Origin of the sequence: Aminicella lysinilytica (genome assembly GCF_004362975.1) — a bacterium.
Classification (GTDB): Bacteria; Bacillota; Clostridia; order Peptostreptococcales; family Anaerovoracaceae; genus Aminicella; species Aminicella lysinilytica.
Map to the genome: position 1 here is coordinate 43,326 of NZ_SNXO01000004.1, position 22,604 is coordinate 65,929.

Annotated in this window: 21 protein-coding genes and 1 riboswitch; of the genes, 2 read left to right on the top strand and 19 right to left on the bottom strand. The window is 48.4% G+C overall.

Features of this window, described 5'->3' with window-relative positions; genetic code table 11:
* Window positions 1-515: 515 nt before the first annotated feature.
* The 10 genes from EV211_RS01745 to argH form a co-directional block, all read right to left on the bottom strand.
* On the bottom strand, window positions 516-1,535 hold the full coding sequence (locus tag EV211_RS01745; RefSeq protein WP_133527710.1) for an aldo/keto reductase: 1,020 nt from the start codon (window positions 1,533-1,535) through the stop codon (window positions 516-518).
* A 9-nt stretch (window positions 1,536-1,544) separates the two neighbouring features.
* Window positions 1,545-2,903, bottom strand: a complete 1,359-nt coding sequence (locus tag EV211_RS01750) for a PFL family protein (RefSeq protein ID WP_133527711.1) — start codon at window positions 2,901-2,903, stop codon at window positions 1,545-1,547.
* Window positions 2,904-2,917: 14 nt separating this feature from the next.
* A complete protein-coding gene (locus EV211_RS01755; protein ID WP_133527712.1) occupies window positions 2,918-3,193 on the bottom strand; it encodes an ACT domain-containing protein in 276 nt (91 codons plus the stop codon).
* A 4-nt stretch (window positions 3,194-3,197) separates the two neighbouring features.
* Window positions 3,198-4,286 (bottom strand): elongator complex protein 3, encoded by a 1,089-nt coding sequence (locus tag EV211_RS01760; protein WP_133527713.1) that lies wholly within the window; start codon window positions 4,284-4,286, stop codon window positions 3,198-3,200.
* Window positions 4,283-4,939 carry a DUF6873 family GME fold protein gene (locus tag EV211_RS01765; RefSeq protein ID WP_166635333.1) on the bottom strand — a complete coding sequence of 219 codons (657 nt, stop codon included), beginning with the start codon at window positions 4,937-4,939 and terminating at the stop codon, window positions 4,283-4,285. Before EV211_RS01765 ends, EV211_RS01760 begins: the two co-directional genes overlap by 4 nt.
* An 84-nt stretch (window positions 4,940-5,023) precedes the next feature.
* On the bottom strand, window positions 5,024-6,112 hold the full coding sequence (locus EV211_RS01770) for a fibronectin type III domain-containing protein (protein WP_133527715.1): 1,089 nt from the start codon (window positions 6,110-6,112) through the stop codon (window positions 5,024-5,026).
* Window positions 6,113-6,136: 24 nt separating this feature from the next.
* Complete coding sequence (locus EV211_RS01775) at window positions 6,137-7,912, bottom strand: outer membrane protein assembly factor BamB family protein (protein WP_133527716.1); 1,776 nt, start codon at window positions 7,910-7,912, stop codon at window positions 6,137-6,139.
* An 89-nt stretch (window positions 7,913-8,001) separates the two neighbouring features.
* Window positions 8,002-8,199, bottom strand: a riboswitch (cobalamin riboswitch).
* Between the two features lie 41 nt (window positions 8,200-8,240).
* Entirely contained in the window at window positions 8,241-9,608 is a 1,368-nt protein-coding gene (gene fumC / locus EV211_RS01780) for a class II fumarate hydratase (protein WP_133527717.1), read from the bottom strand.
* A 25-nt stretch (window positions 9,609-9,633) separates the two neighbouring features.
* A complete protein-coding gene (locus EV211_RS01785) occupies window positions 9,634-10,791 on the bottom strand; it encodes an NAD(P)-dependent malic enzyme (RefSeq protein ID WP_133527718.1) in 1,158 nt (385 codons plus the stop codon).
* A gap of 5 nt (window positions 10,792-10,796) precedes the next feature.
* Window positions 10,797-12,185 (bottom strand): argininosuccinate lyase, encoded by a 1,389-nt coding sequence (gene argH, locus EV211_RS01790; RefSeq protein WP_133527719.1) that lies wholly within the window; start codon window positions 12,183-12,185, stop codon window positions 10,797-10,799.
* Between the two features lie 152 nt (window positions 12,186-12,337).
* On the opposite strand from argH, the gene EV211_RS01795 reads away from it, so the two are divergent.
* Window positions 12,338-13,363: a 1-aminocyclopropane-1-carboxylate deaminase/D-cysteine desulfhydrase gene (locus EV211_RS01795; RefSeq protein WP_133527720.1), complete on the top strand. Its 1,026-nt coding sequence runs from the start codon at window positions 12,338-12,340 to the stop codon at window positions 13,361-13,363.
* On the opposite strand, the gene EV211_RS01800 is transcribed toward EV211_RS01795, so the two are convergent.
* Both EV211_RS01800 and EV211_RS01805 read right to left on the bottom strand, forming a co-directional pair.
* Entirely contained in the window at window positions 13,360-13,968 is a 609-nt protein-coding gene (locus tag EV211_RS01800) for a J domain-containing protein (RefSeq protein WP_133527721.1), read from the bottom strand. The two genes, EV211_RS01795 and EV211_RS01800, sit on opposite strands and share 4 nt — an antisense overlap.
* Window positions 13,949-14,815 (bottom strand): DUF5685 family protein, encoded by an 867-nt coding sequence (locus tag EV211_RS01805; RefSeq protein WP_133527722.1) that lies wholly within the window; start codon window positions 14,813-14,815, stop codon window positions 13,949-13,951. Before EV211_RS01805 ends, EV211_RS01800 begins: the two co-directional genes overlap by 20 nt.
* Window positions 14,816-15,035: 220 nt before the next feature.
* Between EV211_RS01805 and EV211_RS01810 the strand changes: the two genes are divergently transcribed.
* On the top strand, window positions 15,036-16,793 hold the full coding sequence (locus EV211_RS01810; protein WP_166635334.1) for a GH25 family lysozyme: 1,758 nt from the start codon (window positions 15,036-15,038) through the stop codon (window positions 16,791-16,793).
* Window positions 16,794-16,862: 69 nt separating this feature from the next.
* Here the strand turns inward: EV211_RS01810 and EV211_RS01815 are convergent, their stop codons facing one another.
* The 7 genes from EV211_RS01815 to EV211_RS01845 form a co-directional block, all read right to left on the bottom strand.
* Entirely contained in the window at window positions 16,863-17,195 is a 333-nt protein-coding gene (locus tag EV211_RS01815; RefSeq protein ID WP_133527724.1) for a hypothetical protein, read from the bottom strand.
* A 415-nt stretch (window positions 17,196-17,610) separates the two neighbouring features.
* Window positions 17,611-18,687, bottom strand: a complete 1,077-nt coding sequence (locus tag EV211_RS01820) for an ABC transporter substrate-binding protein (RefSeq protein WP_133527725.1) — start codon at window positions 18,685-18,687, stop codon at window positions 17,611-17,613.
* Window positions 18,668-19,468, bottom strand: coding sequence for an ABC transporter permease (locus EV211_RS01825; RefSeq protein ID WP_133527726.1), 801 nt, complete (start codon window positions 19,466-19,468; stop codon window positions 18,668-18,670). Before EV211_RS01825 ends, EV211_RS01820 begins: the two co-directional genes overlap by 20 nt.
* Window positions 19,465-20,277 (bottom strand): ABC transporter permease, encoded by an 813-nt coding sequence (locus EV211_RS01830; protein ID WP_133527727.1) that lies wholly within the window; start codon window positions 20,275-20,277, stop codon window positions 19,465-19,467. Before EV211_RS01830 ends, EV211_RS01825 begins: the two co-directional genes overlap by 4 nt.
* Window positions 20,270-21,343, bottom strand: coding sequence for an ABC transporter ATP-binding protein (locus EV211_RS01835; protein WP_133527728.1), 1,074 nt, complete (start codon window positions 21,341-21,343; stop codon window positions 20,270-20,272). The genes EV211_RS01830 and EV211_RS01835 overlap by 8 nt, the downstream gene beginning before the upstream one ends.
* A 12-nt stretch (window positions 21,344-21,355) precedes the next feature.
* Window positions 21,356-21,889 carry a helix-turn-helix domain-containing protein gene (locus tag EV211_RS01840; protein WP_133527729.1) on the bottom strand — a complete coding sequence of 178 codons (534 nt, stop codon included), beginning with the start codon at window positions 21,887-21,889 and terminating at the stop codon, window positions 21,356-21,358.
* Between the two features lie 137 nt (window positions 21,890-22,026).
* The gene (locus tag EV211_RS01845) at window positions 22,027-22,599 is read right to left on the bottom strand and encodes an indolepyruvate oxidoreductase subunit beta (RefSeq protein ID WP_133527730.1); all 573 of its coding nucleotides are present in this window, start codon (window positions 22,597-22,599) and stop codon (window positions 22,027-22,029) included.
* Window positions 22,600-22,604 lie beyond the last annotated feature (5 nt).

Sequence of the window (22,604 nt, forward strand, 5' to 3'; positions counted from 1 at the left end):
ACTAAAGGAGACTGGTATTAATCGATGCCAGTCTCCTTTCAAGTGTGCTCGCATTGTCATATCATACGAGTATGATATGTCTGCTGCTCGCACCCTTGGGTTTCAACTCAGACAGTGCCACACATTTGTCTGTTCTTGTCACTCGTTTGCGACTATGGCTGTACTTGTCACTGCGGAATCGTTCAAGCCTTTGGTAATGTGCCTGTCCATTGAGTGTAAATCCAAAATCAGGGATTCTTTCAACCAGGCCGCCAGCACTGACATGTAAGCGTTTCCGCAGGAGCAGGAGGAACCACCTGTGAAATGAAACGACAAGAATAGCAAACGCCACGCACTGTCTGAAGTTGAAGCAAAGGGTGAATGCGATGAGGAAACCATACTAGTATGATCTCCTCATCGCATTCACCCTTTAAAGCCTCGCAGAGGCTTCCACGCTTCAACGAGTTTGCGTGGTGTTCTATTCTTGGTTTCATAAACAGCTTGTGGTCTCCCTGCGCACGAGGACTAGCTAAGTGTCAGTGGTGGGCGGCCAGTTGCTGTTCGTAATCTTTCAGGTTCTTCTCCAGCAGTGCCGGCGTATCCAGTCCATATGGACAACGGCCATTGCACTGATCACAGTGGATACATTCTTTGACCTGCTGCATCTGCGCCTGGTAATCATCGTTCATATACAACTCTATAGGAGCACGGCGGATCAGAAGCGACATTCTGGCACAGTCCGGGATATTGATTCCCTGCGGGCAAGGCAGACAGTAGCCGCAGCCACGGCAGAAATCTCCCGCCAGCTGCTCACGCTCCTTCGCAACGAAAGCCTCCATCGCCCCATCATAAACCGGCGGATTTTTTGCGCAGGCCAGGAAATCATCCAGCTCAGACATTTTTTGTACGCCCCAGATAGGCAGCACGTAGTCATATTTATCGCAGAAAGCGTAGGCTACGTCAGCGCGCGTGATCAGACCGCCGCTGAGAGCCTTCATTGCAATGAATCCCATGTCGTGGTCGCGGCACTTCTCAGCCAGGGCCAGATCCTCAGGACTTGCCAGATAGGAAAACGGGAACTGCATAGTCTCGTAAAGGCCTGATTCGACAGCTTCATCAGCAATGGCCAGACGATGATTGGTGATTCCGATGTGCAGGATCTTGCCCTGCTTCTTTGCCTCAAGCATAGCCTCATACAGGCCGGAGCCGTCGCCGGGCTTCGGGCAGAAATCAGGGTTGTGGAACTGATACAGATCTATATAGTCCGTGTCCAGATCCGTCAGCGACTGATCAAGTTGTGCCCAGAATTCTTCCGTTGTGGTGCACATGGTTTTGGTGGCAATAGTCACGTCATGACGCTTGCCTTTCAGGGCCCGGCCGAGTTTCTGCTCGCTATCGGTGTAGAATCTGGCAGTATCGAAATATGTAATGCCGGCATCGTAGGCCTTCAGGATCAGCTTTTCTGCCTCATCAAAAGATATACGCTGGATCGGCAAAGCGCCGAATCCATTTTTATCCGATACTATTTCCGTTTTTCCAAGTCTTACTTCAGACATTTTTTCTCCTTAGTTTTTCAAACTCTGCAGCGGAGCAGGTATCCTGCCGCCGCGGTTGATCATCTTCGCCGGCGATTTGGTGCGTACCTTCATGACAGGGCCGCTGCCCAGAAGTCCGCCGAAGTCCAGTTCCTCGCCTTCTGCAAGGCCGATGGCCGGGATCACTCTGACAGCCGTCGTCTTGGAATTTACCATTCCGATTGCTGCTTCGTCAGCGATTATTGCCGATATTACTTCTGCCGTCGTATCTCCAGGGATAACGATCATATCGAGGCCGACAGAGCAAACGGCCGTCATAGCCTCTAGTTTTTCTATTGAAAGGGTGCCCGCTCTTGCCGCGTCTATCATGCCTGCATCCTCAGTTACCGGAATGAATGCGCCCGACAGACCGCCGACGCTGGATGACGCCATAAGGCCACCCTTCTTGACTGCATCGTTAAGCATTGCCAGAGCCGCCGTAGTTCCGTGAGCTCCGCACTGTTCAAGTCCGATTTCTTCCAGTATATGAGCTACCGAATCTCCAACTGCCGGAGTCGGCGCCAGAGACAGATCTATGATACCGAACTTGACGCCCAGCATTTCAGCCGCCTCAGTTCCTGCAAGCTGCCCTACGCGAGTGATTTTGAACGCAGTCTTTTTGATGACTTCTGCGATTTCATTCATGGTAGCATCTTCAGGCATCTTCGACAAAACCGAGCGTACAACTCCCGGCCCGGAAACGCCTACGCTGAGAACGCAGTCTGCCTCGCTGACGCCGTGAAAAGCGCCGGCCATGAACGGATTGTCTTCCACCGCGTTACAAAATACAACCAGCTTCGCGTCGCCGATGCACTGCCTGTCTTTTGTTAATTCCGCTGTCTCGCGAACTTTCTGGCCCATGATCTTCACTGCATCCATGTTGATGCCGGCCTTAGTCGAGCCGACGTTGACCGATGAACAAACCAATTCAGTTTCCGACAGAGCGCGAGGTATAGACTCGATGAGCTCCATATCGCCTGCGCTGAAGCCCTTCTGGACCAGTGTCGAATAACCGCCGATGAAATTGATGCCGATGTCGTGGGCGACCTTGTCCAAGGTCTTGGCGTACTTCACCGGATCTCCGCCGCTGACGCCGCAAAGCAGGGCAATAGGCGTAACAGAGACTCTTTTGTTGACGATAGGAATGCCATATTTCTTCTCGATAAATTCGCCGGTCTTGACCAGATCCTTAGCGTGAGAATAAATTTTATCATAAACTTTCTGGCATGACTTGTCGATATCTGTATCAGCACAATCGATCAGAGATATTCCCATCGTTATTGTACGTATGTCCAGATTTTCGTCCTGGATCATAGTGATAGTTTCCATAATGTCGCTGGTATTAAGCATAATCTGAAACCCCCTTAGATCCTGTGCATCGCGTCGAAAATATTTTCATGCATTACGTGCACCACCATGTCAGGCACCCTGCCGCCGATGATTTCTCTGAGTTCTTCGATGGTCTTATCCGATTTGGTGATGTCCAGAATCATGATCAGGCAAAAATACCCGTCCAGGATGGACTGTGTCATTTCCAGCACGTTGGCGTTGGCATCTGCCACTGCCGCAGATACTTTGGACAAAATTCCAACCATGTCCTTGCCGATAACTGTAACTACTGCTTTCTGCGTTTCGTTCATTGTGTTAGTCTCCATTCTTTATTATTACGGCGTACTCGCCGTCTTTCAATCCGTTATCCACTCTATATAATATGTCATACTGCCGGTAGTTTTCAAGGAAATATTCCTTGTTTCGTCCGGAATTTCCTATCATGTTGGAAAAGTTGCGCGAATTACTAAAAAAGTCGACTTTTTCTCTTTCCTCCTGCACAAAAGGTGACCTGGCAGTTCCGGCCCGTCCGGTAAGTTCCGCCCTCCGGGCAACGCCGGCTTCCGCCTGCAGCTGACTCTCAAGTTTTTCCCTGGCGATGGCACCTTCGACCAGCTGACGAAATGCCGGATGAAATGTGCCTCCGTCTATGTCCCCGTTTTCATTGATAATGTCGCTGCTCTTGAGGCCTACGCGGATTATGTTGATGCCTGCCTTCTGCAGGATCTTGTACATTTCTTTAGTGCGTTCCACAGCCTCATCCTGAGACAATGGTTTGTATTCGCCACGTTTGTATTGTTCGAATAATTCCGTATCTTCTATGACTATTGTCGGATAAAGTCGGGCCAGCTCCGGTCCGATTTTCACTGTCTCTTTTGCCGAATAAATACATGTTTCCATGGAATCCCCCGGCAGGCCTATCATCAGTTGTATGCCCAGCTCAAATCCGTAATCCTGGATCATTTTAGAACTTTTATATACGATAGCAGAATCATGTCCGCGGCCGGAAAGTTTCAGCACCCTGTCATCAAATGACTGGACGCCCAGCTCGATAGTGTCGACGCCGTAGGCGCGAAGATTGTCAAGTATCTCTTTGTTTATGGCGTCGGGCCGGGTAGACAGATGTATCTTGTTCACCTTGCCGGCATCCTTGTATCTCTTGGCTATCTTCAGGTATGCTGTCTGATCTTCCATTGGGATCGCCGTGAAACTGCCGCCGTAAAAAGCTATTTCCACTGTCTTCACATGGCTTAATGTCGTAAGCCATGTCTCGATCGTCTCGACCACATCATCTGCCGTTACCGGCGCAATGTGGGCTGTTATCTTCTTCTGATTGCAGAAAATGCAGTTATGCGGACAACCTTTATGTGGAATGAATATGGGTATTATTGCGTGTGTTTTCATATTATACTTCCTATGTCTGTAAGTGGGTAATCGCTGAACCAACGGCATGTAAGACCTCGGCTCTTGATGAATTCGATTATGTTTTCATGGTCAGGGTGAGCTGTCAGATCGCCGTTGAATATGATCTCGCCGCCGCATCGGCCGCTTGCTCCGCCGATGAAGCCTGTGTCGTATCCTCTGAGTTTCACATGGCCCGGCGATACCAGAAGCACCGACATTCCCGCCGCCTGACAAGGTGCGGCGATAGCTTTATCGTATGTGATTATGGATTCTTCATCAACTATTACAGTGCTGCATTTGCAGTAGCCCTGGCGCACGTCGATGAGCTCCATGTCGGCCGCCTTTGCTGCGGCAAGCAACCTGGGCGAAGTGATGTCTGTTTTGTGTATGAAATATCTGCCTGTGCAGGCAGCGTTGAAAGCCGCTTCTTCCGGATAGCCGGGCGCAAGTTCAGTCGGCTCCGCCGCAAGGACTTCCGCTTCATCCCGGCAGCCAAGACGACAATAAAAAACGTCGGCATGGTCCGATATGCCGCTGCTTACTATATCCTGTGAATCCACAAATCTGAAATCGTAGTCCTTCAGGTATTCAATTAACTGCGGGCTGGCGTTGCCCGATAGATACTTTTTCAACATGTTGCTATTATACAACATGTCAGGCACCATGACAATTGCAGTTCGGCGAATTATTCGTTCAAAGAAAAAAGGCACGCCGCGGCGTGCCTTTATAAGATTCAACTATTTAACAACTACTTTCGAGAAAGCGCTGATATGTGAACCATTTACTGCTATTACCTTGTAGTAGTAATGCTGGCCCTTCTTCAGACCTTTGTTTGTCAATGAAAGTTTAGTCGTTGTCTTGACGCACTTGTAAGTGCCGGTCTTCTTAGTAGCTCTGTAAACTTTGTACTTGGAAGCCCCTGTGATCTTCTTCCATGAAATCCTGACGCTGGACTTAGTCTTAGCGGAAGCCTTGGCAGACGGTGTGCTCAGACCAACTTTGACTTTAGCCATAGGAGCCATGATGCTTGCTGTAGTCTTTCCTGCCCAGCCTGTATAAGTTACAGTGCCTTTAGCTGAAATGTAATATGTACCAGGTTTGCTGAATTTGACGCTTGCGATTCCCTTGGTATTCGTCTTATAGCTTGTTGCCTTCAAAGAGCCTGTAGTAGCATTTACAGTCTGAATAACACTCTTGTTTGGCGTAACCGCTGTCTGAACATAAGTCATAGGATCTGAACCTGCTGCAGTTATCTTAACGCTGAATGCCTTGCCTGCTTTAGCAGAATAAGTTTCCTTATTGAAGTAACTCATAAGAGCCGAATAGCCCGAATCCGAATCAGCATATGAGCAGACTTTAATGTTCTGTCCGTTCTCTACTGTTGTTGATGACACGCCCGTAGCTGGCATCTTATTATTGATAGTATAGATTCCGACCACCTTATGACCGAACTGCTTAGTCATGGATGTACCATAAGTGCTGTCGATGATACCCATAAAAACTTCCGGATCTGTCTTGAATGCTTCTTCTCCATATTTGGCAATATGTGCTGCTACCAGCACATCCAGCATTGAAACCTGCCCTGAAACTTCGTTCTTGGCAATTGCAGGGAAATATGTCTCTGCAAGATTGCTTGTTGCTGTAATAGTCTTGTTGATCATATCGAATCCTGTCGGAGTCGAAGCTGTGAAAGTCACCTTGACTGTAGCCGTAGTAGTTGCGTCTGTCGTTGTAGTCGTGTCATCAGCGAAAGCCATAGTCGGCATGAATGCCATAACCAGGGTCAGCGCCATAGTCACGATCAATACTTTAGAAAACTTTTTCATTGATTGATATCCTCCTCATAATAATTATTTAACTTTTTTATAGCTTATATTTGACCAGCCTCCGAAGACTTTCTTGCCGCTTACCGTTCTGTAAGCTTTGACTTTATAATAGTAAGTCCTGCCCTTCTTCAGCTTGGTGTTAACGAATCTGGTGCCGGTCATTGTCTTGACCTTTTTATATGACCCGCTCTTGGATGTGGCCCTGTAAACGCAGTAGCCGCCCGCTCCCGTTACCTTGCCCCATCTGACCGTTATCTTCCCGGATCCTGCCGTCGTTGATACTTTGGCGGACGCCGGTACCGGCCGGACTTTGGAAGCTGTAGCCGCCGCGGTCGTGCTGCCGTCCAGCAGCGTGGCCGTGACTTTATAGTAGTAGGCCTTGTTTGTAGTCAGGCCTTTTTCGTTGTAAAATGTCGTATTGTATCCGAAGTCGTAATTGACCTTGCTCACGTCTATGGTACTGACTTTAACAAAAGTCTTGCCGTCGGTGCTTCTGTAGACTGTGTAGGCAGTGGCGTTGGCTTTATTATTCCAAAGGACTTTCACTGATTGATATCCCGTGGATGTTGCCTTGGCTGACACTGCCGACGAGTCCGAGACGCCGTTGACAGCCATTATATAGCCAGAGTCGTTTTTGTAATAGAGTGTGCCGTCGTCGCCAGCCGTAACAGGCGATATGCAGTACTGTCTGTGCTGAGGAACAAAAGTCATGCCCTCAGTCAGTTTGCTGCCATTTGCATCGGCCTGTACGCAGTAGATGCCGCCTACGCCGTTATTGCCCGTGCTGTAGATGCTGACCTTGCCGGCCGTACCGGTGGATACGAGGATGTCGCCTTTGATCTCACCGCCGTTGGTCGTCGTCGTCCATTTCTGATTCAGATCAGTATCGAAAGCGGAAAGTTTGCCCTTATTGCCTCCAACGTATATCCTGTCACCGCTGATGACCGGGCTGCATGATGACGAGCCGAAGTCGTAGTCAGTTACTTTCTCAGGCGTTCCGTCACTGGCCAGAGACACCTTATATAATTTCCCCTCTGTGGCAGAACTGCTCATAACTGTAGCGCTGGTCGTCGTGAAATATGCGTAATTACCACTTACAGCAGGCACACATCTGACATTATATTTCAATGTCAGAGATTTGATGCTGCTGGTGTTCTTGGCATCCGCCGCAACAGAATACAATGTCTTATTATCGCTGCCGAAGATTATTCTGTCGCCGAGCTTAGCTGCGCCGGCCCAGTAGTAACCCTCAGAGTCAAATTTCTTCCATATGGTTTTCCCTGTGGATCCATCGATGCAGAAAAATGTTCCGCCGTCATTGTCATCTCCCCAGGTTCCGCTGTAAACTCTGCCGTCTATGTATTCGACCGGGCACACGTTCTGACCGTCGAAGGTCTCCGTACTCTTCCATACAATAGACAGATCAGAAGCCTTCAGTTTAACTATCTGGCATTTGACAGTGGACACATAGATATAGCCATTGCCGTCGCTTATGACAGGCATCATGGCATAGCCGACTGTTCCGCCTATGGATTTGCTGACTGCCTCCTGCTTGCCCGTATCCTTGTTCATTTTGTAAACCTTATCACCGGCACCCACATATATGGATCCGCCAATAAGCGCAGGTGGCGTAGGCGCGCTTGACCAGCCTGTTCCAAGGCTCTTCTGCCATTTGATGCCCGTTGTACCGATAGCATCAGGAGTAGCCGCCGCCGTAGTCCCCGCAAAGACTCCCGCAGGCACCAGCATGGTCACAGCAACTATGGCCGCAAGCATTACTATGCGCAATTTGTTTCTCATACTTTCCTCCCAAGATAAAACAATGGACTGTGACAAATGTCACAGCCCGTATTTACTGTCTTATAAATCCTGTACCGAATTACCCGTTCGCAAAAGGACACTTTCATGCAGGTCTCCTGGCTCATGGATCATTGCTTCATCCCTCCTTCCCAACGAATGTCAGTGGATGGCCCCAAGGCCCGGAATGAAACTACCAACTACAGTGGCGGTACCGCGCAGGATTCTGACCTGCTTCCCTCTCAGCCCCGCATCCTGAGATACGGAGAACACGAAATCAATATTTAACTCAGTTAATCATAATCTATTTCACAGTTAAAGTCAATGGTCATCAAACCATATTTCCCGGCACTACCCAGGCATCGAAGTCCTCCGCCGTTACCAGCTCAAGTTTCACGGCGGCCTGCTTCAGAGTGATATTCTCCTTGTGAGCCAGTTTGGCTATCTTAGCAGAATTCTCATAGCCGATATGCGGATTCAGAGCCGTAACCAGCATGAGAGATTTCTCCATGTTTTTTTCGATTTTCTCACGGTTCGGTTCTATGCCCGATGCGCAGTTTTTCCTGAAGGAGTCCATGGCGTCGGCCAGTAAATTCGCTGATTCAAGAAAATCATATATCATAACAGGCATGAACACGTTCAGCTGGAAATTCCCCTGAGACGCAGCGATGCCAACTGTCACGTCGTTACCCATGACCTGGACGCAGACCATAGTCAGAGCCTCGCACTGGGTAGGATTCACTTTGCCCGGCATGATAGAACTGCCCGGCTCGTTTTCCGGTATGGCGATTTCGCCAATGCCGCACCGCGGTCCCGAAGCCAGCCATCTGACATCGTTGGCGATCTTCAAAAGATCTGCCGCCAGAGCTTTCATGGCGCCGTGAACGTAGACGAGGCCGTCTTTGCTGGTGAGGCTGTGGAATTTATTCTCCGCTGTAACAAAAGGTTTGCCGGTGATCTTGCTTATCTCGGCGGCGGACTCTCTGCCGAAGTCTTTGTGGGCGTTGAGGCCGGTGCCTACGGCCGTACCGCCAAGGGCCAGCTCGTGTAGGCTGCTGATAGATTTCTCTATCATTTCATAGTCGTGATCAAGCATGGATCTCCAACCGCTTATTTCCTGTCCGAGAGTCAGAGGCGTAGCATCCTGTAAATGAGTGCGGCCGGTCTTGACGATATCCATATAGGAATCCTCCAGACCTTTGAAAGTGTCTCGCAGCTGATTAATGGCAGGCAGAAGTCTGTCCTCTACTGCAACGACTGCCGCAATATGCATGGCTGTCGGAAAAGTATCGTTGGAGCTCTGTGATTTATTGACGTGGTCGTTGGAATGGAGCAGTTTCCTGCCGGCTATCTCGTTGCCTCTGTTGGCAACGACCTCGTTCATATTCATATTTGACTGAGTGCCGCTTCCCGTCTGATAAATTACCAGCGGAAAATTTCCGTCAAGTTTGCCGGAAATCACCTCGTCGCAGACACTGCTTATGAGCTCAGCCCTTTCAGCGTCTATGGTCCCGAGTTTTTCATTGGCCAGTGCCGCAGCCTTTTTCAATACGCCAAAGGCACGGATTATCTCACCCGGCATCCTGTGATCCCCGATCTTGAAATTCTCGAAACTTCTCTCCGTCTGGGCTCCCCAGTATTTATCTGCAGGTACCTTTACCTCTCCCATAGTATCATGTTCTATTCTGTAATCAGCCATGACTCCTCTTTTCTGTAAACTTTTACTATTTCTTTTTAGCGGCTTCCATTACGGCTTCAGCTACGCTCTTAACTACCAGCGGATTGAATCCGTCAGGCAGAACATAGTCAGGTCTCAACTCGTCATCAGGGATTACTCCCGCTATGGCACGAGCCGCAGCCTCTTTCATTTCCTCAGTTATTCTCGGGGCTCTGCAGTCCAGGGCTCCTCTGAATATTCCAGGGAATGCGATTACATTGTTCACCTGATTAGGGAAATCCGAACGTCCGGTTCCTACAACTGCCGCTCCTGCTTCCTTTGCCAGATCAGGCATGATCTCTGGAACAGGATTTGACATGACGAACACTATCGGATCCTTGGCCATGCCGCGGATCATGTCCTGGGTGACGATGCCCGGCTTGGACACGCCGATGAGAACATCAGCCCCCTTCATAGCGTCAGCCAGAGTCCCTACAAGCTTATTTTTGTTAGTGATCTTGGCCATCTTCTGCTGCTCCGGATTGTTGTACGGAGCGCCGTCGTATATGGTGCCGTGGCTGCCGACCAGAATGATCTCTCCGAAGCCCAGCCTCATGAACATCTTAGCGATGGATATGCCGGCCGAACCTGCGCCGCTGATAGCTATCTTCAGTTCACCGGCCTTCTTGCCCGTTACCTTCAGAGCGTTGATAATAGCTGCGCTGGTGATGATTGCCGTGCCGTGCTGGTCATCGTGGAAGACAGGTATGTCGCACATTTCTATGAGTCTCTGCTCGATTTCGAAGCACCTCGGAGCGCTGATGTCCTCCAGGTTGATGCCGCCGAAGCTCTTGGAAATGTTATATACCGTCTGAATTATGACCTCAGGATCCTTGCTGTTGATACAGATAGGAATGGCGTCGATACCTGCGAATACCTTAAACAGAGCACATTTGCCCTCCATTACAGGCATGCCTGCCGAAGGTCCGATGTCGCCCAGGCCCAGGACCGCCGTTCCGTCAGTGATTACAGCTACAGTGTTGCCTTTGCCCGTGTAAGTGTAAGCAAGTTCTTCGTTCTTTTCGATCTCGAGACAGGGTGCCGCTACGCCGGGAGTGTAGGCGATGGCCATTTCCTCCTTGTTGGTAATAGGTGCCTTGCTCTCGATGGAAAGTTTGCCCTTCCATTCTGCGTGCAATTTGATCGCTAGTTCATTTTTGTCCATGTTGATTATTCCTTTCTGATTCCCTTAAGCCACTCTGTGCCTACTCGGATCTGCCGTCTTACCTCTGACGGAGCTGTGCCGCCGAAGGACTTTCTCGCGTCGACGCAGGCCTTGATGCTGATATCTCCCAGCATTTCCTTTGTCACACGATTATCTATAGATGTAAGGTCTGAATCTGTCAGACCGTCAAAATCGCACCCTTTGTTTTCGCAGGCTTTGACCATCTGTCCAACGATGGAATGTGCCTCACGGAATGGTATGCCCTGCTTGGCGAAATGCTCCGCAATGTCTGTGGCGTTGAGGAATCCCTTGCCCAGCTGTTTTTCTATCATATCCATGCGGAATTCTGTCTTTTCAAGCATCCTGGCGAAAATCTGCACGCAGGCCTTCCATGTGTCGATGGCGTCGAAAAGGCCTTCCTTGTCTTCCTGGAAATCCTTGTTGTATGCCAGTGGCGTGCCTTTCATAACGGTCAGGAGCTGCATCAGGTCGCCGTAGACTCTGCCGGTTTTTCCTCTCAGGAGCTCGGCCATGTCCGGGTTTTTCTTCTGGGGCATTATGCTGCTGCCTGTACAAAAACTATCGTCTATGGCTATGAATGAGAATTCCGAGGTGTTCCACCATGCGAACTCTTCTGCCCATCTGGACATGTGCATCATGGAAATCGATGCGTCGCTGAGGAATTCCAGGGCGTAGTCTCTGTCGCTTACGCTGTCCATGGCGTTCTCTGTAGGCCCGTCAAAATCAAGCAATTCGGCCGTTCTCTGTCTGTTGATAGGCATAGTCGTGCCGGCCAGTGCGCAGGCGCCAAGGGGTGAAAGATTCATTCTCTCCAATGTGTCCTGCAGGCGCTGTATGTCCCTCTTGAACATCTGAAAATATGCCATGAATACAAAACCAAGTGTAATAGGCTGTGCATGTTGGATGTGTGTGTATCCAACGGTTATAGAGTCCGCATACTTTTCTGCCTTGGCCAGGATGACCTCTTCAAAATAGCTTAGTTCTCCGATTATTTCTTTGATTTCCCTGCGCAGGTAGATTCTCCCGTCTACCTGGCACTGATCGTTGCGGCTCCTGGATGTGTGGAGCTTCTTGCCTACTTCGCCGACTTCTTTGATCAGTCTGCTCTCGATGCCCATATGGATATCTTCATCATCTACGTTGAAGACGATCTCTCCGCTGGCTATCTCTTTCCTGATCTTCTCAAGACCTCTGATTATTTCATCGGCTTCCGCCTTCGTTACGATGCCCTGCTCTCCCAGCATGGTCACGTGAGCGATGCTGCCGTCTATATCTTCATTATACATACGCTGGTCAAATCCGATAGACGCATTGAACTCCTTGACTATCTGGTCCATGTCCTTCTCGAATCTGCCGCCCCAAAGTGATGCCATTATATTACCTCCTGTAATCAATGGTAACATTATACATTAGCGTCTATCATAATGCAAATACAGAATCAGCAGATAATCAGGGTTGTAATGGCGCCACTACGGCTATATAATTTAACTATCATATCTATCTACACAAATGGAGGTAACAACATATGACTTTAGGAAAAGAAAAAATCAGTTTCATCAATGTACCGACTCCCATCGAGAAGCTGAACACAGTTTCCGGTGAGCTGGGCATCAATCTTTATATGAAGCGTGACGACCTGACCAACTACGGAACAGGCGGAAACAAACTGCGTAAGCTGGAGTACTTTATTAAGGACGCCCGGGATAAGGGCGCTACCATGCTCCTGACAGTAGGCGGAGCTCAGACTAACCACGGCAGGCTCACAGCTGCCGTTGCAGCCAAATTCGGCATGAAGGCCGCAATTGTCGCAGTGGACGAATATCCCGGAGAGATCTCAGCCAACCTTTTGTTGGATGGCATCATGGGCTGCCCCGTTTACCTTGTCAGAAACGACGAGACACGGTCTGAAGGCCAGCTTCTCAAGAAAGCAGTTGCAAAAGTAACAGACGAATGGACAGCAAAGGGCGAGAAGGTCTACTTCATTCCTTTGGGCGGTTCAAACGAACTGGGCGCTCTAGGCTATTACGATTGCGCTCTGGAAATGGCAGATCAGGTAAAGGAAATGAAACTGGACAATGTCCACATTATCACCACCGTAGGCAGTATGGGCACATACATTGGCCTTGCCGCAGCCATTGCCAACGAACCTCTCGATATGAAAGTCACAGGTATCGGCATCAGCCCTAAGGATGACATCCACCAATTCGCCGCAGATTATTATGACAGACTAAAAAAAGCCTACGGTCTCAAGGTCGACTTGAAAGCGCAGGACTTCGATCTTAATTCTGATTTCGATTACGGCGGCTACAATAATCCAGTAGATGATGTTCGCCAGGCCATATATTATATGGGCCGCAAAGAAGGCATCATCCTGGATCCGTGCTACACAGGCAAAACCTTCAATGCTATCATGAAACTTGCCAAAGACGGTAAATTAAACAAGAATGAGAACTACATCATGATCCACACAGGCGGCGTTCCTGGGATTTACACCAAACACCACCGCAGTCTTATGGAAGAAGAACTCATGAGCTATATGCACATAATCTAGCAAGGCGTGCAGCAGCACAGAGGCATCATAGAACATGCCAGCATGTCAGCCGCTGACTGCCCCTTCTGATCGTAACCCTGAGCGTTGGAGCTGTTCCTGAAGATACTTCCCGAATTGTTCATCTGCTGATAGATGGACTGATATTCCGGGTTGGTCGGGTCCATATCCAGCGCTTGTTTTACGTTTGCTATGCCATCGGCAATGAATCCTTTCTTAAAGGAAAGAACGCCGCTGAGGAAAAACCACTCCGCATCGTGATCAGCCTCGTTTATGAGAGTCTGCTCCGCTGTATAGAAATCATTTCTGTCTAAAGCCGCCCTGACGGCGTTGTAAGTCTTGGCCTTTGCTCCGTAGTCACGCTGGCTGGCGTAACCTCCGCCGGCACTGCCGTAAGCCGGGCCTGAGTAATTAGCCGCGCTTCCCTTTGTCAGCATATCGTAGGCCTCATTGACCTCCTGCAGCTTTTCCTCCGCCAGATCCGCCAGAGGATTCCCCTGATATTTGTCAGGATGATATTTCTTCACCAGCTCCCTGTAAGCGGACTTGATCTCCGCCTCAGAGGCGCCGTGTTTAACTCCTAATATTTCATATGGATCGTTTACCATTTTCCTTCGTTCCTTTCCCGCTGAGTACCTCGTCGGTCTTGCGCCGAAGCCCCAGATATATCACGTTATCTATTATTCCTTTATTCTTCTTTATATCAAGCAGATCGTATGCTTTGGTCAGTTCACCGAGATAGTAATACAGAACTGCCTCTACGCCTGACGCCACCATTTCCCGAGGCCTTGAGTCATCCTCGTGATTCAGCGGATTGTATCTGTGCTTAGCCGCGTCCTCCACGTAATCGTCCATGGCGTCCGTTACATATATCCACCGTCCCAGATAGTCGCCGAAATCCTCCAGCACGCGCTTCTGCCCCGCCGCAGGTGCATAATCTCCAAACACCCGGGCCATGACCTGACCAAAATAATCAGCCTTCGTCTCAATCTTACGGTCTGCCTCGGTCTCACGCCTGTAAAGTTCCTCCAGGGAATGCCTGACTGCCGACCCGGTCTCACCGTGTGCGGCCGCGGCCTGATTATATGCTTTGCGCAAAAATTTTCCTGTGAAGCTGCTTTTGCTTTTGTCGCCGTCTCGCACGTCGTCGAGGAAGTTTTCATACCCCAGGATCATCATCATGTCGGCCGCATAAACCAGGGCCGGCTCCTCGTAGAGGACCGGACGTTTCTTAATGTGATGCATGGCGCAGTGCTCCAGGCGGATATCATCGTCGCTTTCGGAAAGTGATGCCAGAAACAAAGCCATAAACGCCATGTCATAACTGAGACCTTTGCGCAGGACCTGGCCGTAATTCCTGCCAATGGTCTTACACAGGCCGCAGTAATACCCGTTATACGTGCCCAGCTCTCTGACCTTCAGTTCCGATCTCTCTGTAACTATGTACCCCAGCATGTTCTCTCCTAACTTTTCAATATACTGATACTATAATAAATAGTTGCAATTTGCAAGACTTGTATGTGAATTAACTGTGAAGAAGGTTGACTTATCAGCGGATAATTGTTATCATAGTGGTGAATTCTTAAGAAATCTTAAGAATCTTATGACAATTATAACAGCACAGAACGTTAAAATATGTAACAATAGTAGCATTGACATTCGAGGGGGTAATATTTTGAAATTCAAGAAGATCTTAGTACCGTTGCTGGTCAGCTTAGCTGTCATCGGAGGTACTATAGGCATAGTCTATGGGGCGACGAGTACTGTAGACGGAACCAAATACACGCATCCAAGCTGGTACACTTCCAGCAGTTACAAGTTATTTCACGGAATAGATGTATCTTTTTTCCAGCACAACAACAATTGGAACAAAATCAAGCGTGATGGGGTTGATTTTGCCTTTATAAGATGTGGCTTCACATCGTTAGGATCCACAACTATAAATGCTGACAGTTACTGTGCAAAAAATATTGTAAATGCTCAGGCAGCCGGCGTCAATGTTGGCCTGTATTATTATTCGCAAGCCAAGACCACAAAGCAAGCAATCAGAGAAGCTAAATATGCTGTTTCTATAGCCAATAAATACGGCGGTATAACCATGCCTATAGTCATGGATTATGAGAAGAAGATGGGAACCAAGTCAACTATGACCAAATGTGCTAAGGCTTTCTGTAATTATGTGAAAAAGGCCGGATACACGCCGATGCTATATTCATATTATTCACTGTCTAATTCGAAATTTGATTTCAACAGCCTGTCGTCATATAAATTCTGGCTGGCCCACTATAATAGCAGTTCAGATTTCTCGCACCCCTACGAGTACTGGCAATACACAAGTTCAGGTTCTGTCAGCGGCGCAGGTAGCAAACGTGTGGACAGGGATTTCTGGTATTACAAACTGAATTCCGGCGTGACCAAAGCTGGCACTACTTCAATAGGAGATTGCTCAGTATCCCTGAGTTATTCTAAGAAACAAGCTACAGGCAAAAAGCTAGAGCCAACCGTTACAGTAAAGAATGGTGACACTATTCTTACCAAAGGTACAGACTATGTAACTATGTATTTCCATAATGTCAAGGGTGGCACAGCCTATGTTATAGTCAGGGGAATTGGTAATTATTCCAACGAAGTGTTAGAGTCATTCAAGATTACCACTCTTGCCTTCAACAGCACTACCGCTACAGCCTCTAATGTTAGCAACTTGTCTTACACTGGAAAAGCGTTAACTCCTACTACAACTGTTAAATACAATGGCACTACTTTAAAGAATGGTACTAACTATTCCCTGAGCTATTCGAATAACAAGAATGTAGGTACAGCAACTATTAAAATTACCGGCAAACTCCCTTATGTTGGCTCTATTACCAAGACATTTAGAATAGTCAAGTCCAAGCCGACTATCAAGACACTGCGTTCAACTTATAGAATCGGCAGAGACCATTACGGCATCAAGATAGGCGCAACTACAAACGGTGGTAAACTCACCTATTATTCATCTGATGAGGATCTTGTAACAGTAAACAGCAGCGGAATTCTCACTACCAATAATAAGTCCGGCACGGCCACTATCACCATCAAAGGCGCGGCTTCATCCAACAGGACAGCCGGCAGCAAGCAGGTCACTGTCAAGGTATATGCCAGACCGCCAGTTGTAGAAGTTACTAAAATCAAAAAACCTGCCAAGAACTATTTCAGGATCTACTGGAACAAGACAAGCAGAACATCAGGATATCTGATAAAGTATTCCAACAGCAGTACTTTCAAGACATCCAAGTACTACAACGTGACCAATAACAAGACTACAGCCAAAACATTGAAGGATGGCCTGAAGGGACATTATGTCTATGTTAAGATCAAGGCTTACAGAACTCTTGACGGTGCCAATTACTATTGCAGCAGTTACAGCAAGACACTGAAAATCAAAGTGAGATAACAGCAGAAATGCTGACTTCTTAAACATAAAAACAGCTCGGTGGACATCCCATCCATCCGAGTTGTTTTTCTATTTCTTTAATTTCTCGTCTAAGTCTTTAAAGATCCCACCGAATATATCATCGGGATCTGATGTACTATCCGGTTTCTTACCCGGGTTCTTCTTCGCCTCTTCCTCTGCTGCTATTTTTCTTATGTCTATAGGTGCCTTGAACCTGAAATCAGCATCAGTCCAAGGCCTTCCGACGCCACCGTCGTCATCTTCGTCTTCGTTTTCTTCATCACTACTTCCGAAGGTATCCATAAACTGCGCCGTATCGTTGATACGCTCACCGTCATCCAGATTACCATCATTGTTGAAATCGAAACCAAAACCGAAAAATCCAGGATCCTTTTCATCCATAATATATCGCTCCTCTCTCTGTCAATATGTTGCCCTTCCTTCACACAATATGTTACAACATATCACCGTGGAATTCAAGTGCGTACCCTGCTAAAATGAGCATTGATAACAAGACCAAAACCCAAGTCTATTTCAACTACGGTAAACTGCCTTCCGCGCAGGCGATTCCGCAGGAGCAAATGCAGTCATAGTCGCAGACGAGCAGGAAGAATAGCCAAACGCGTTACGATGTTTGACGGCGAAGAAATGGTGATGATGGAGTAACAATGTGCTTGCACAATTGTTACGACTGAAACACCATTTGAAATTTACCCAGTAAATTTCTAATCTTCGCCTAGTTCGTAACGCGTTCTATTCTTCACGAGTGAGACTAATGACTGCCTGCGCACGAGGACAAGCCAAGCGGAAGGCAAGCTTACCGCGACTTGAAGATCTTCCAGTAGTAACTATACAGATCATCCCCGTCAGGTCCCACATCCCGCAGCACCTCACTCTTCTTCAGAAGTTCATCCGACGGGAACAGCACCTTGCTGTTCTGCAGCTTCTTCGACATCATCTTCCGAGCAGCCTCATTAGGCGTACTGTACGTCAGATACTCATAATTCTTATACGCCACATCAGCCCTGCACATGAAATTGATCCACTTCATGGCATTAGACTTGTGAAAGGCATTCTTCGGTACACACCAGTTATCTATAAACAACTCCGTACCCTCCTTGGGGATCACGAAATCCAGATCCTTATTCAACTCCTGGCTGTAAAGCACTTCCCCGTTCCAGACCACTCCAACATCAGCAGAATTACCCACCAGCAGATCCCTGGCCGAATCGTTGGCATACTTATACACCAGAGGTTTTTGTTTGACAAGATAATCCGCGGCCGCAGAAAGTTCCGACTTCTTAGTAGAATTCAGCGAATACCCCAGAGCCTTCAGCGACGCCCCCATAGTATCACGAAGACTGTCCTGCATGATAATACTGCCTTTGTACTTTTTGTTCCAAAGGTCATTCCATGACGTGATCTCACCCTTTTGGATCTTGCTGGAATTATACATAATGCCCGCAATGCCCCACTGGTACGGCACGGCGTACTTGTTGCCCGGGTCGTATGATCTGTCGGCGATTTTCAGATAACGGCTGCCGATGTTCTTGAAATTCGGCACCTTGGAATAATCTATCTTGGACAAAAGACCCTCGTTGCGCATGCGCTCCACCATGTAATCAGACGGGCAGATAACATCGTAGACACCGGCCTGATTTTTTATGACAGGATACATTTCCTCATTAGTATCGAAGGTATCATAAATGACATTGATGCCTGTCTCCTTTTCAAACTCCTTGATAAGGCCCGGAGCGATATAATCGCCGTAGCTGTATATCCGGACCTCGTTCCTATCCTTCTGACCGCAGCCGGTCATGACCACAGCGCAAACGCAGAGAAGGCACAGGGCCAGGATCAGAATCAGGATTCTTTTACCCTTGAGCAACTTCATAGAAGAACTCCTCCTCTCCATTGTCTTTTCCTGATACGAAGTTTACCAGTACCAGGACCACAAGTACAACCAGGAAGATCACCGTCGACAGGGCAAATAACGTAGGCCTGATGCCTACCTTCACCTGACTGTAGATCAGTGTAGATATGGTATTGATGCCTGCTCCGCGGGTGAAATGTGTCACTACGAAGTCGTCTACTGACATAGTAAATGACAGGAGAAATCCCGACACGATACCCGGCTTGATGTCCGGAATCACCACCTTGCGGAAGGCGTAGAAGGGTGATGCTCCAAGATCGAGGGCAGCCTCGTAACTGCCGGCGCCCAACTGCTTGAGTTTAGGCATAACTGACAGTATCACATAAGGAATGCAGAATGTTATATGCGCCATGAGAACTGTACCCCAGCTCAGATAAAACCCGAAGGCGATAAAGGAGAGCATGAGGGAAATACCCGTAACGATATCCGCGTTGAGAAGTGGTATATTATTAAGACCCATTATGGCAGTCTGGGATCTCCTGCCCATCTGCATTATCCCAACGCAGGCCAGGGTCCCTATAACAGTCGCCACCACTGAAGCCGTCAGGGCTATGCTGAAGGTATTCCAGATAGCAGACAGCATCTGCGTATCCGTGAACATTTCCTTATACCAGCGCAGGGAAAGCCCGGTCCATTTGAACATGGACTTGCTCTCGTTGAAGCTGAATACCATAAGTGTCACTATAGGCAGGTACAGGAACATCATTATGACTATCAAATAGATCATCTTTATCTTCTTCATATGAAATTCCCCTCCCCGCTTTTATCCAGCTTAGACATGGCGCCCATGCTTATGACTATAAACACCATCATTACCAGAGACAGACCAGAGCCCAGATTCCAGTTGGCGCTGGTGGTGAATTCCTGCTCGATTATATTGCCTATGAGATAGATTTTGCCCCCGCCGAGGATGTTAGATATAACAAAGGTTGTCAGGCTGGGAACGAATACCATGGTAATGCCGCTGGCAATTCCGGGCACGCTGAGAGGCAGCAAAATATCCTTCAGCACCTTCCCTTTCGTCGCGCCCAGGTCATAGGCAGCCTCGATAACATTGTCATCTATTTTCATCAGCGTATTGTAAATAGGCAATACCATGAAAGGCAGAAAGTCGTAGACCATGCCCAGGACAATGGCTGCCGGCGTATTGATTATATCCAAAGTCGGCAAATGTAATGTAGTCAACAGAGTATTGAAAATTCCGCCCTTCTCCAGGATAACCTGCCACGCCATAGTACGCAGAAGGAAATTCATCCACATTGGCAATATGAAAATGAACACGATAAACCCCTTCCGGCCCCAGCTGCTTCCTTTCAGGATCAGCGCCAGAGGAAATGCCAGAAGCAGGCAGATCAATGTGCTGACGAAAGCCAGCAAAAGAGCCAGGCCCAGGGCCTGAGCGTGTACCGGCTGAAATATAGCCAGTACGTTTGAAACTGTGAAATTCCCTGTTCTATCTGTAAATCCATAATACATGATCATACATAGTGGAATGATCGTGCCGCATAATACCCAGAAGAGATAGGGTGTTGCCATAAGTTTTCTATACATCAGTGTCTATAGCCTCCTCTTCCTTAGTCTGAGGCTTATGCATGATCTGGATATTCTCCGGGATCACAGACATGCTGACTTTGGCGCCTACAGGATAGCTGACGGTATTCTGTACCAGCCATTCAAATCCACCGGCCAGGATCTCCATCTCGTAATGAACTCCGATGAAAACATTGTGGATGACCTCGCCGTCCATTTGCCCCTGACCCGGCTTGCCTATAATGAGATCCTCCGGACGGATGACCACATCCACAGGCTTTTTTGTGCCGAACCCTTCGTCAACGCATGGGAAAATCGTGTCGCATATCTTCACCACACGGTCTTCCATCATGATACCGTCGATGATGTTGCTGTCGCCGATAAAGTCAGCAACAAAGGCGTTCTCAGGCTCATTGTATATTTCCTCAGGCGTGCCCATCTGTTGGATGTATCCGCCGTTCATGACAACCACCTTGTCGCTCATGGTCAGAGCTTCCTCCTGATCGTGAGTAACGTAAATAAAGGTTATTCCCAGCTCGTTCTTCATTCTGATGAGCTCGTACTCCATGTCCTGGCGAAGTTTCAGATCCAGGGCCCCAAGAGGCTCGTCCAGGAGCAGCACCTTCGGCTCATTAACGATAGCTCTGGCCATGGCCACCCGCTGCTGCTGGCCGCCGGACAGAGACTCGATCTTCCTGTTTTGAAAGCCCTCCAGGTTAACAAGCTTCAGGCCATATCTGACCTTATCCTTGATGTACGCGTCGCTCTTGCCGCTGATTTCAAGGCCGAAGGCGATGTTCTGCCCTACGTTCATATGAGGGAACAAAGCGTACTTTTGAAATACGGTGTTGATGTGGCGTTTGTTAGGCGGCACGTCGGTGATGTCCTTACCCTCAAAAAATACCCTGCCGCTGTCGGGGCTTTCGAATCCGCCAACGATGCGGAGTGTCGTGGTCTTGCCGCAGCCGGAAGGGCCCAGCAGAGTAATGAACTCATTCTGATTTACTGTCAGGCTGAAATCATCCAGAACCACATTGTCCTCGAAGGCTTTGGTTATATTCTTTAACTCAATAAGTGATGTTTTCATTTACAACTCCTGCTAAAAACTTGGTGGAGCGCTGACCCAGATGATCTCTGCTCCTTTATCCGATGTTATGTAATGGCGTTTTTCTGATATATAGTAGAATGACTCTCCTGCCCCGGCATCGTGTTTATTCTTACCCAGGTGGATTGTCACTCTTCCCTTCAGGACATATCCGAATTCTTCTCCCTCATGGGGCAGATCCTGATAAGTGGAACCTCCGGCCTCCAGTGTAAGCCTGACCGGTTCCATCATATTCTTCTGAGCGCTGGGGACGACCCACTCTATCTTATTCTTCAGTTCCGGATCCACCTTCTCGAAATAGTCGTCGTAGCCGAACACTATCTGCTCGTCCACGTCCTCCGTAAAGAAGTCCGCCACCGATATTCCCAGGCAGAGAAGTATGTCCTCCAGCGTAGAAATCGACGGCGATGTCAGATCCCTCTCAAGCTGTGATATGAACCCTTTGGAGAGTTCAGCCCTGTCAGCCAGTTCCTCCTGAGTGAGGCCCTTGGCCACCCTCAGTTCCTTGATTTTAAAACCTATATCCATTCTCTTGACGCTTTCTTTTCCTAAACTTGCAGTTTAGTATTTCTAAACTGCCGTGCAAAACTAATTATACAGTTTTAAGCCATAAAGTCAATAGAAAAAACAATAAAAAAAGCCCCTTTTCGAGGCTGATTTTATTGCTACGCCAGATAATCCATACCCACCCTGAATGCCTGGAGATTTTTCTCCAGAAAGGCCGGTTTGGTGTTCTCCTTCATGATCTTTTCCCAGTCGATATCAGTCAGGCCCATAGCCTTGACCAGAGCTCCCAAGAGGACTATGTTCATAGACTGAGGCGAACCCAGTTTGGCCGCTTCTTCAGAGGCCGGTATCACTGTAGTCTCCACTTTGGCGCTGATCTCATCGATGAGTCCCTCCGGATAGACCTCATCCCCTGTAAGCATAGGCGAACTCGGTATCCTGAACTTGTTCATCACCACTTTGCCGCCGGGCTTCAGATACTTCATCCACCTGTATGTCTCTTCTTCTTCGAAGGCAACTATGAGTTCAGCTTCGCCAAGTCCTATAACCGGCGCATTGACCTGCTCTCCGAATCTTATCTGTGTGCTGACGCTTCCGCCTCGCTGTGACATGCCGTGGATCTCAGACATTTTCACATCGTAGCCTTCCTGGCCCAGCCCTATTGTAAGAAGCTTGCTGGCAAGGATAGTACCCTGACCGCCGACTCCTACTAAAAGTATACTTTTTGTCATATTAC

Excerpts from the sequence above, each read along its gene's own strand:
- EV211_RS01830 (WP_133527727.1), bottom strand. The coding sequence starts at position 20,277 with ATGTATAGAAAACTTATGGCAACACCCTATCTCTTCTGGGTATTATGC.
- fumC (WP_133527717.1), bottom strand. The coding sequence starts at position 9,608 with ATGGCTGATTACAGAATAGAACATGATACTATGGGAGAGGTAAAGGTA.
- EV211_RS01745 (WP_133527710.1), bottom strand. The coding sequence starts at position 1,535 with ATGTCTGAAGTAAGACTTGGAAAAACGGAAATAGTATCGGATAAAAAT.
- EV211_RS01825 (WP_133527726.1), bottom strand. The coding sequence starts at position 19,468 with ATGAAGAAGATAAAGATGATCTATTTGATAGTCATAATGATGTTCCTG.
- EV211_RS01805 (WP_133527722.1), bottom strand. The coding sequence starts at position 14,815 with ATGCTGGGGTACATAGTTACAGAGAGATCGGAACTGAAGGTCAGAGAG.
- EV211_RS01840 (WP_133527729.1), bottom strand. The coding sequence starts at position 21,889 with ATGGATATAGGTTTTAAAATCAAGGAACTGAGGGTGGCCAAGGGCCTC.
- EV211_RS01785 (WP_133527718.1), bottom strand. The coding sequence starts at position 10,791 with ATGGACAAAAATGAACTAGCGATCAAATTGCACGCAGAATGGAAGGGC.
- EV211_RS01800 (WP_133527721.1), bottom strand. The coding sequence starts at position 13,968 with ATGGTAAACGATCCATATGAAATATTAGGAGTTAAACACGGCGCCTCT.
- EV211_RS01750 (WP_133527711.1), bottom strand. The coding sequence starts at position 2,903 with ATGCTTAATACCAGCGACATTATGGAAACTATCACTATGATCCAGGAC.
- argH (WP_133527719.1), bottom strand. The coding sequence starts at position 12,185 with ATGGCATCACTTTGGGGCGGCAGATTCGAGAAGGACATGGACCAGATA.
- EV211_RS01755 (WP_133527712.1), bottom strand. The coding sequence starts at position 3,193 with ATGAACGAAACGCAGAAAGCAGTAGTTACAGTTATCGGCAAGGACATG.
- EV211_RS01765 (WP_166635333.1), bottom strand. The coding sequence starts at position 4,939 with ATGTTGTATAATAGCAACATGTTGAAAAAGTATCTATCGGGCAACGCC.
- EV211_RS01815 (WP_133527724.1), bottom strand. The coding sequence starts at position 17,195 with ATGGATGAAAAGGATCCTGGATTTTTCGGTTTTGGTTTCGATTTCAAC.
- EV211_RS01845 (WP_133527730.1), bottom strand. The coding sequence starts at position 22,599 with ATGACAAAAAGTATACTTTTAGTAGGAGTCGGCGGTCAGGGTACTATC.
- EV211_RS01760 (WP_133527713.1), bottom strand. The coding sequence starts at position 4,286 with ATGAAAACACACGCAATAATACCCATATTCATTCCACATAAAGGTTGT.
- EV211_RS01835 (WP_133527728.1), bottom strand. The coding sequence starts at position 21,343 with ATGAAAACATCACTTATTGAGTTAAAGAATATAACCAAAGCCTTCGAG.
- EV211_RS01795 (WP_133527720.1), top strand. The coding sequence starts at position 12,338 with ATGACTTTAGGAAAAGAAAAAATCAGTTTCATCAATGTACCGACTCCC.
- EV211_RS01820 (WP_133527725.1), bottom strand. The coding sequence starts at position 18,687 with ATGAAGTTGCTCAAGGGTAAAAGAATCCTGATTCTGATCCTGGCCCTG.
- EV211_RS01770 (WP_133527715.1), bottom strand. The coding sequence starts at position 6,112 with ATGAAAAAGTTTTCTAAAGTATTGATCGTGACTATGGCGCTGACCCTG.
- EV211_RS01775 (WP_133527716.1), bottom strand. The coding sequence starts at position 7,912 with ATGAGAAACAAATTGCGCATAGTAATGCTTGCGGCCATAGTTGCTGTG.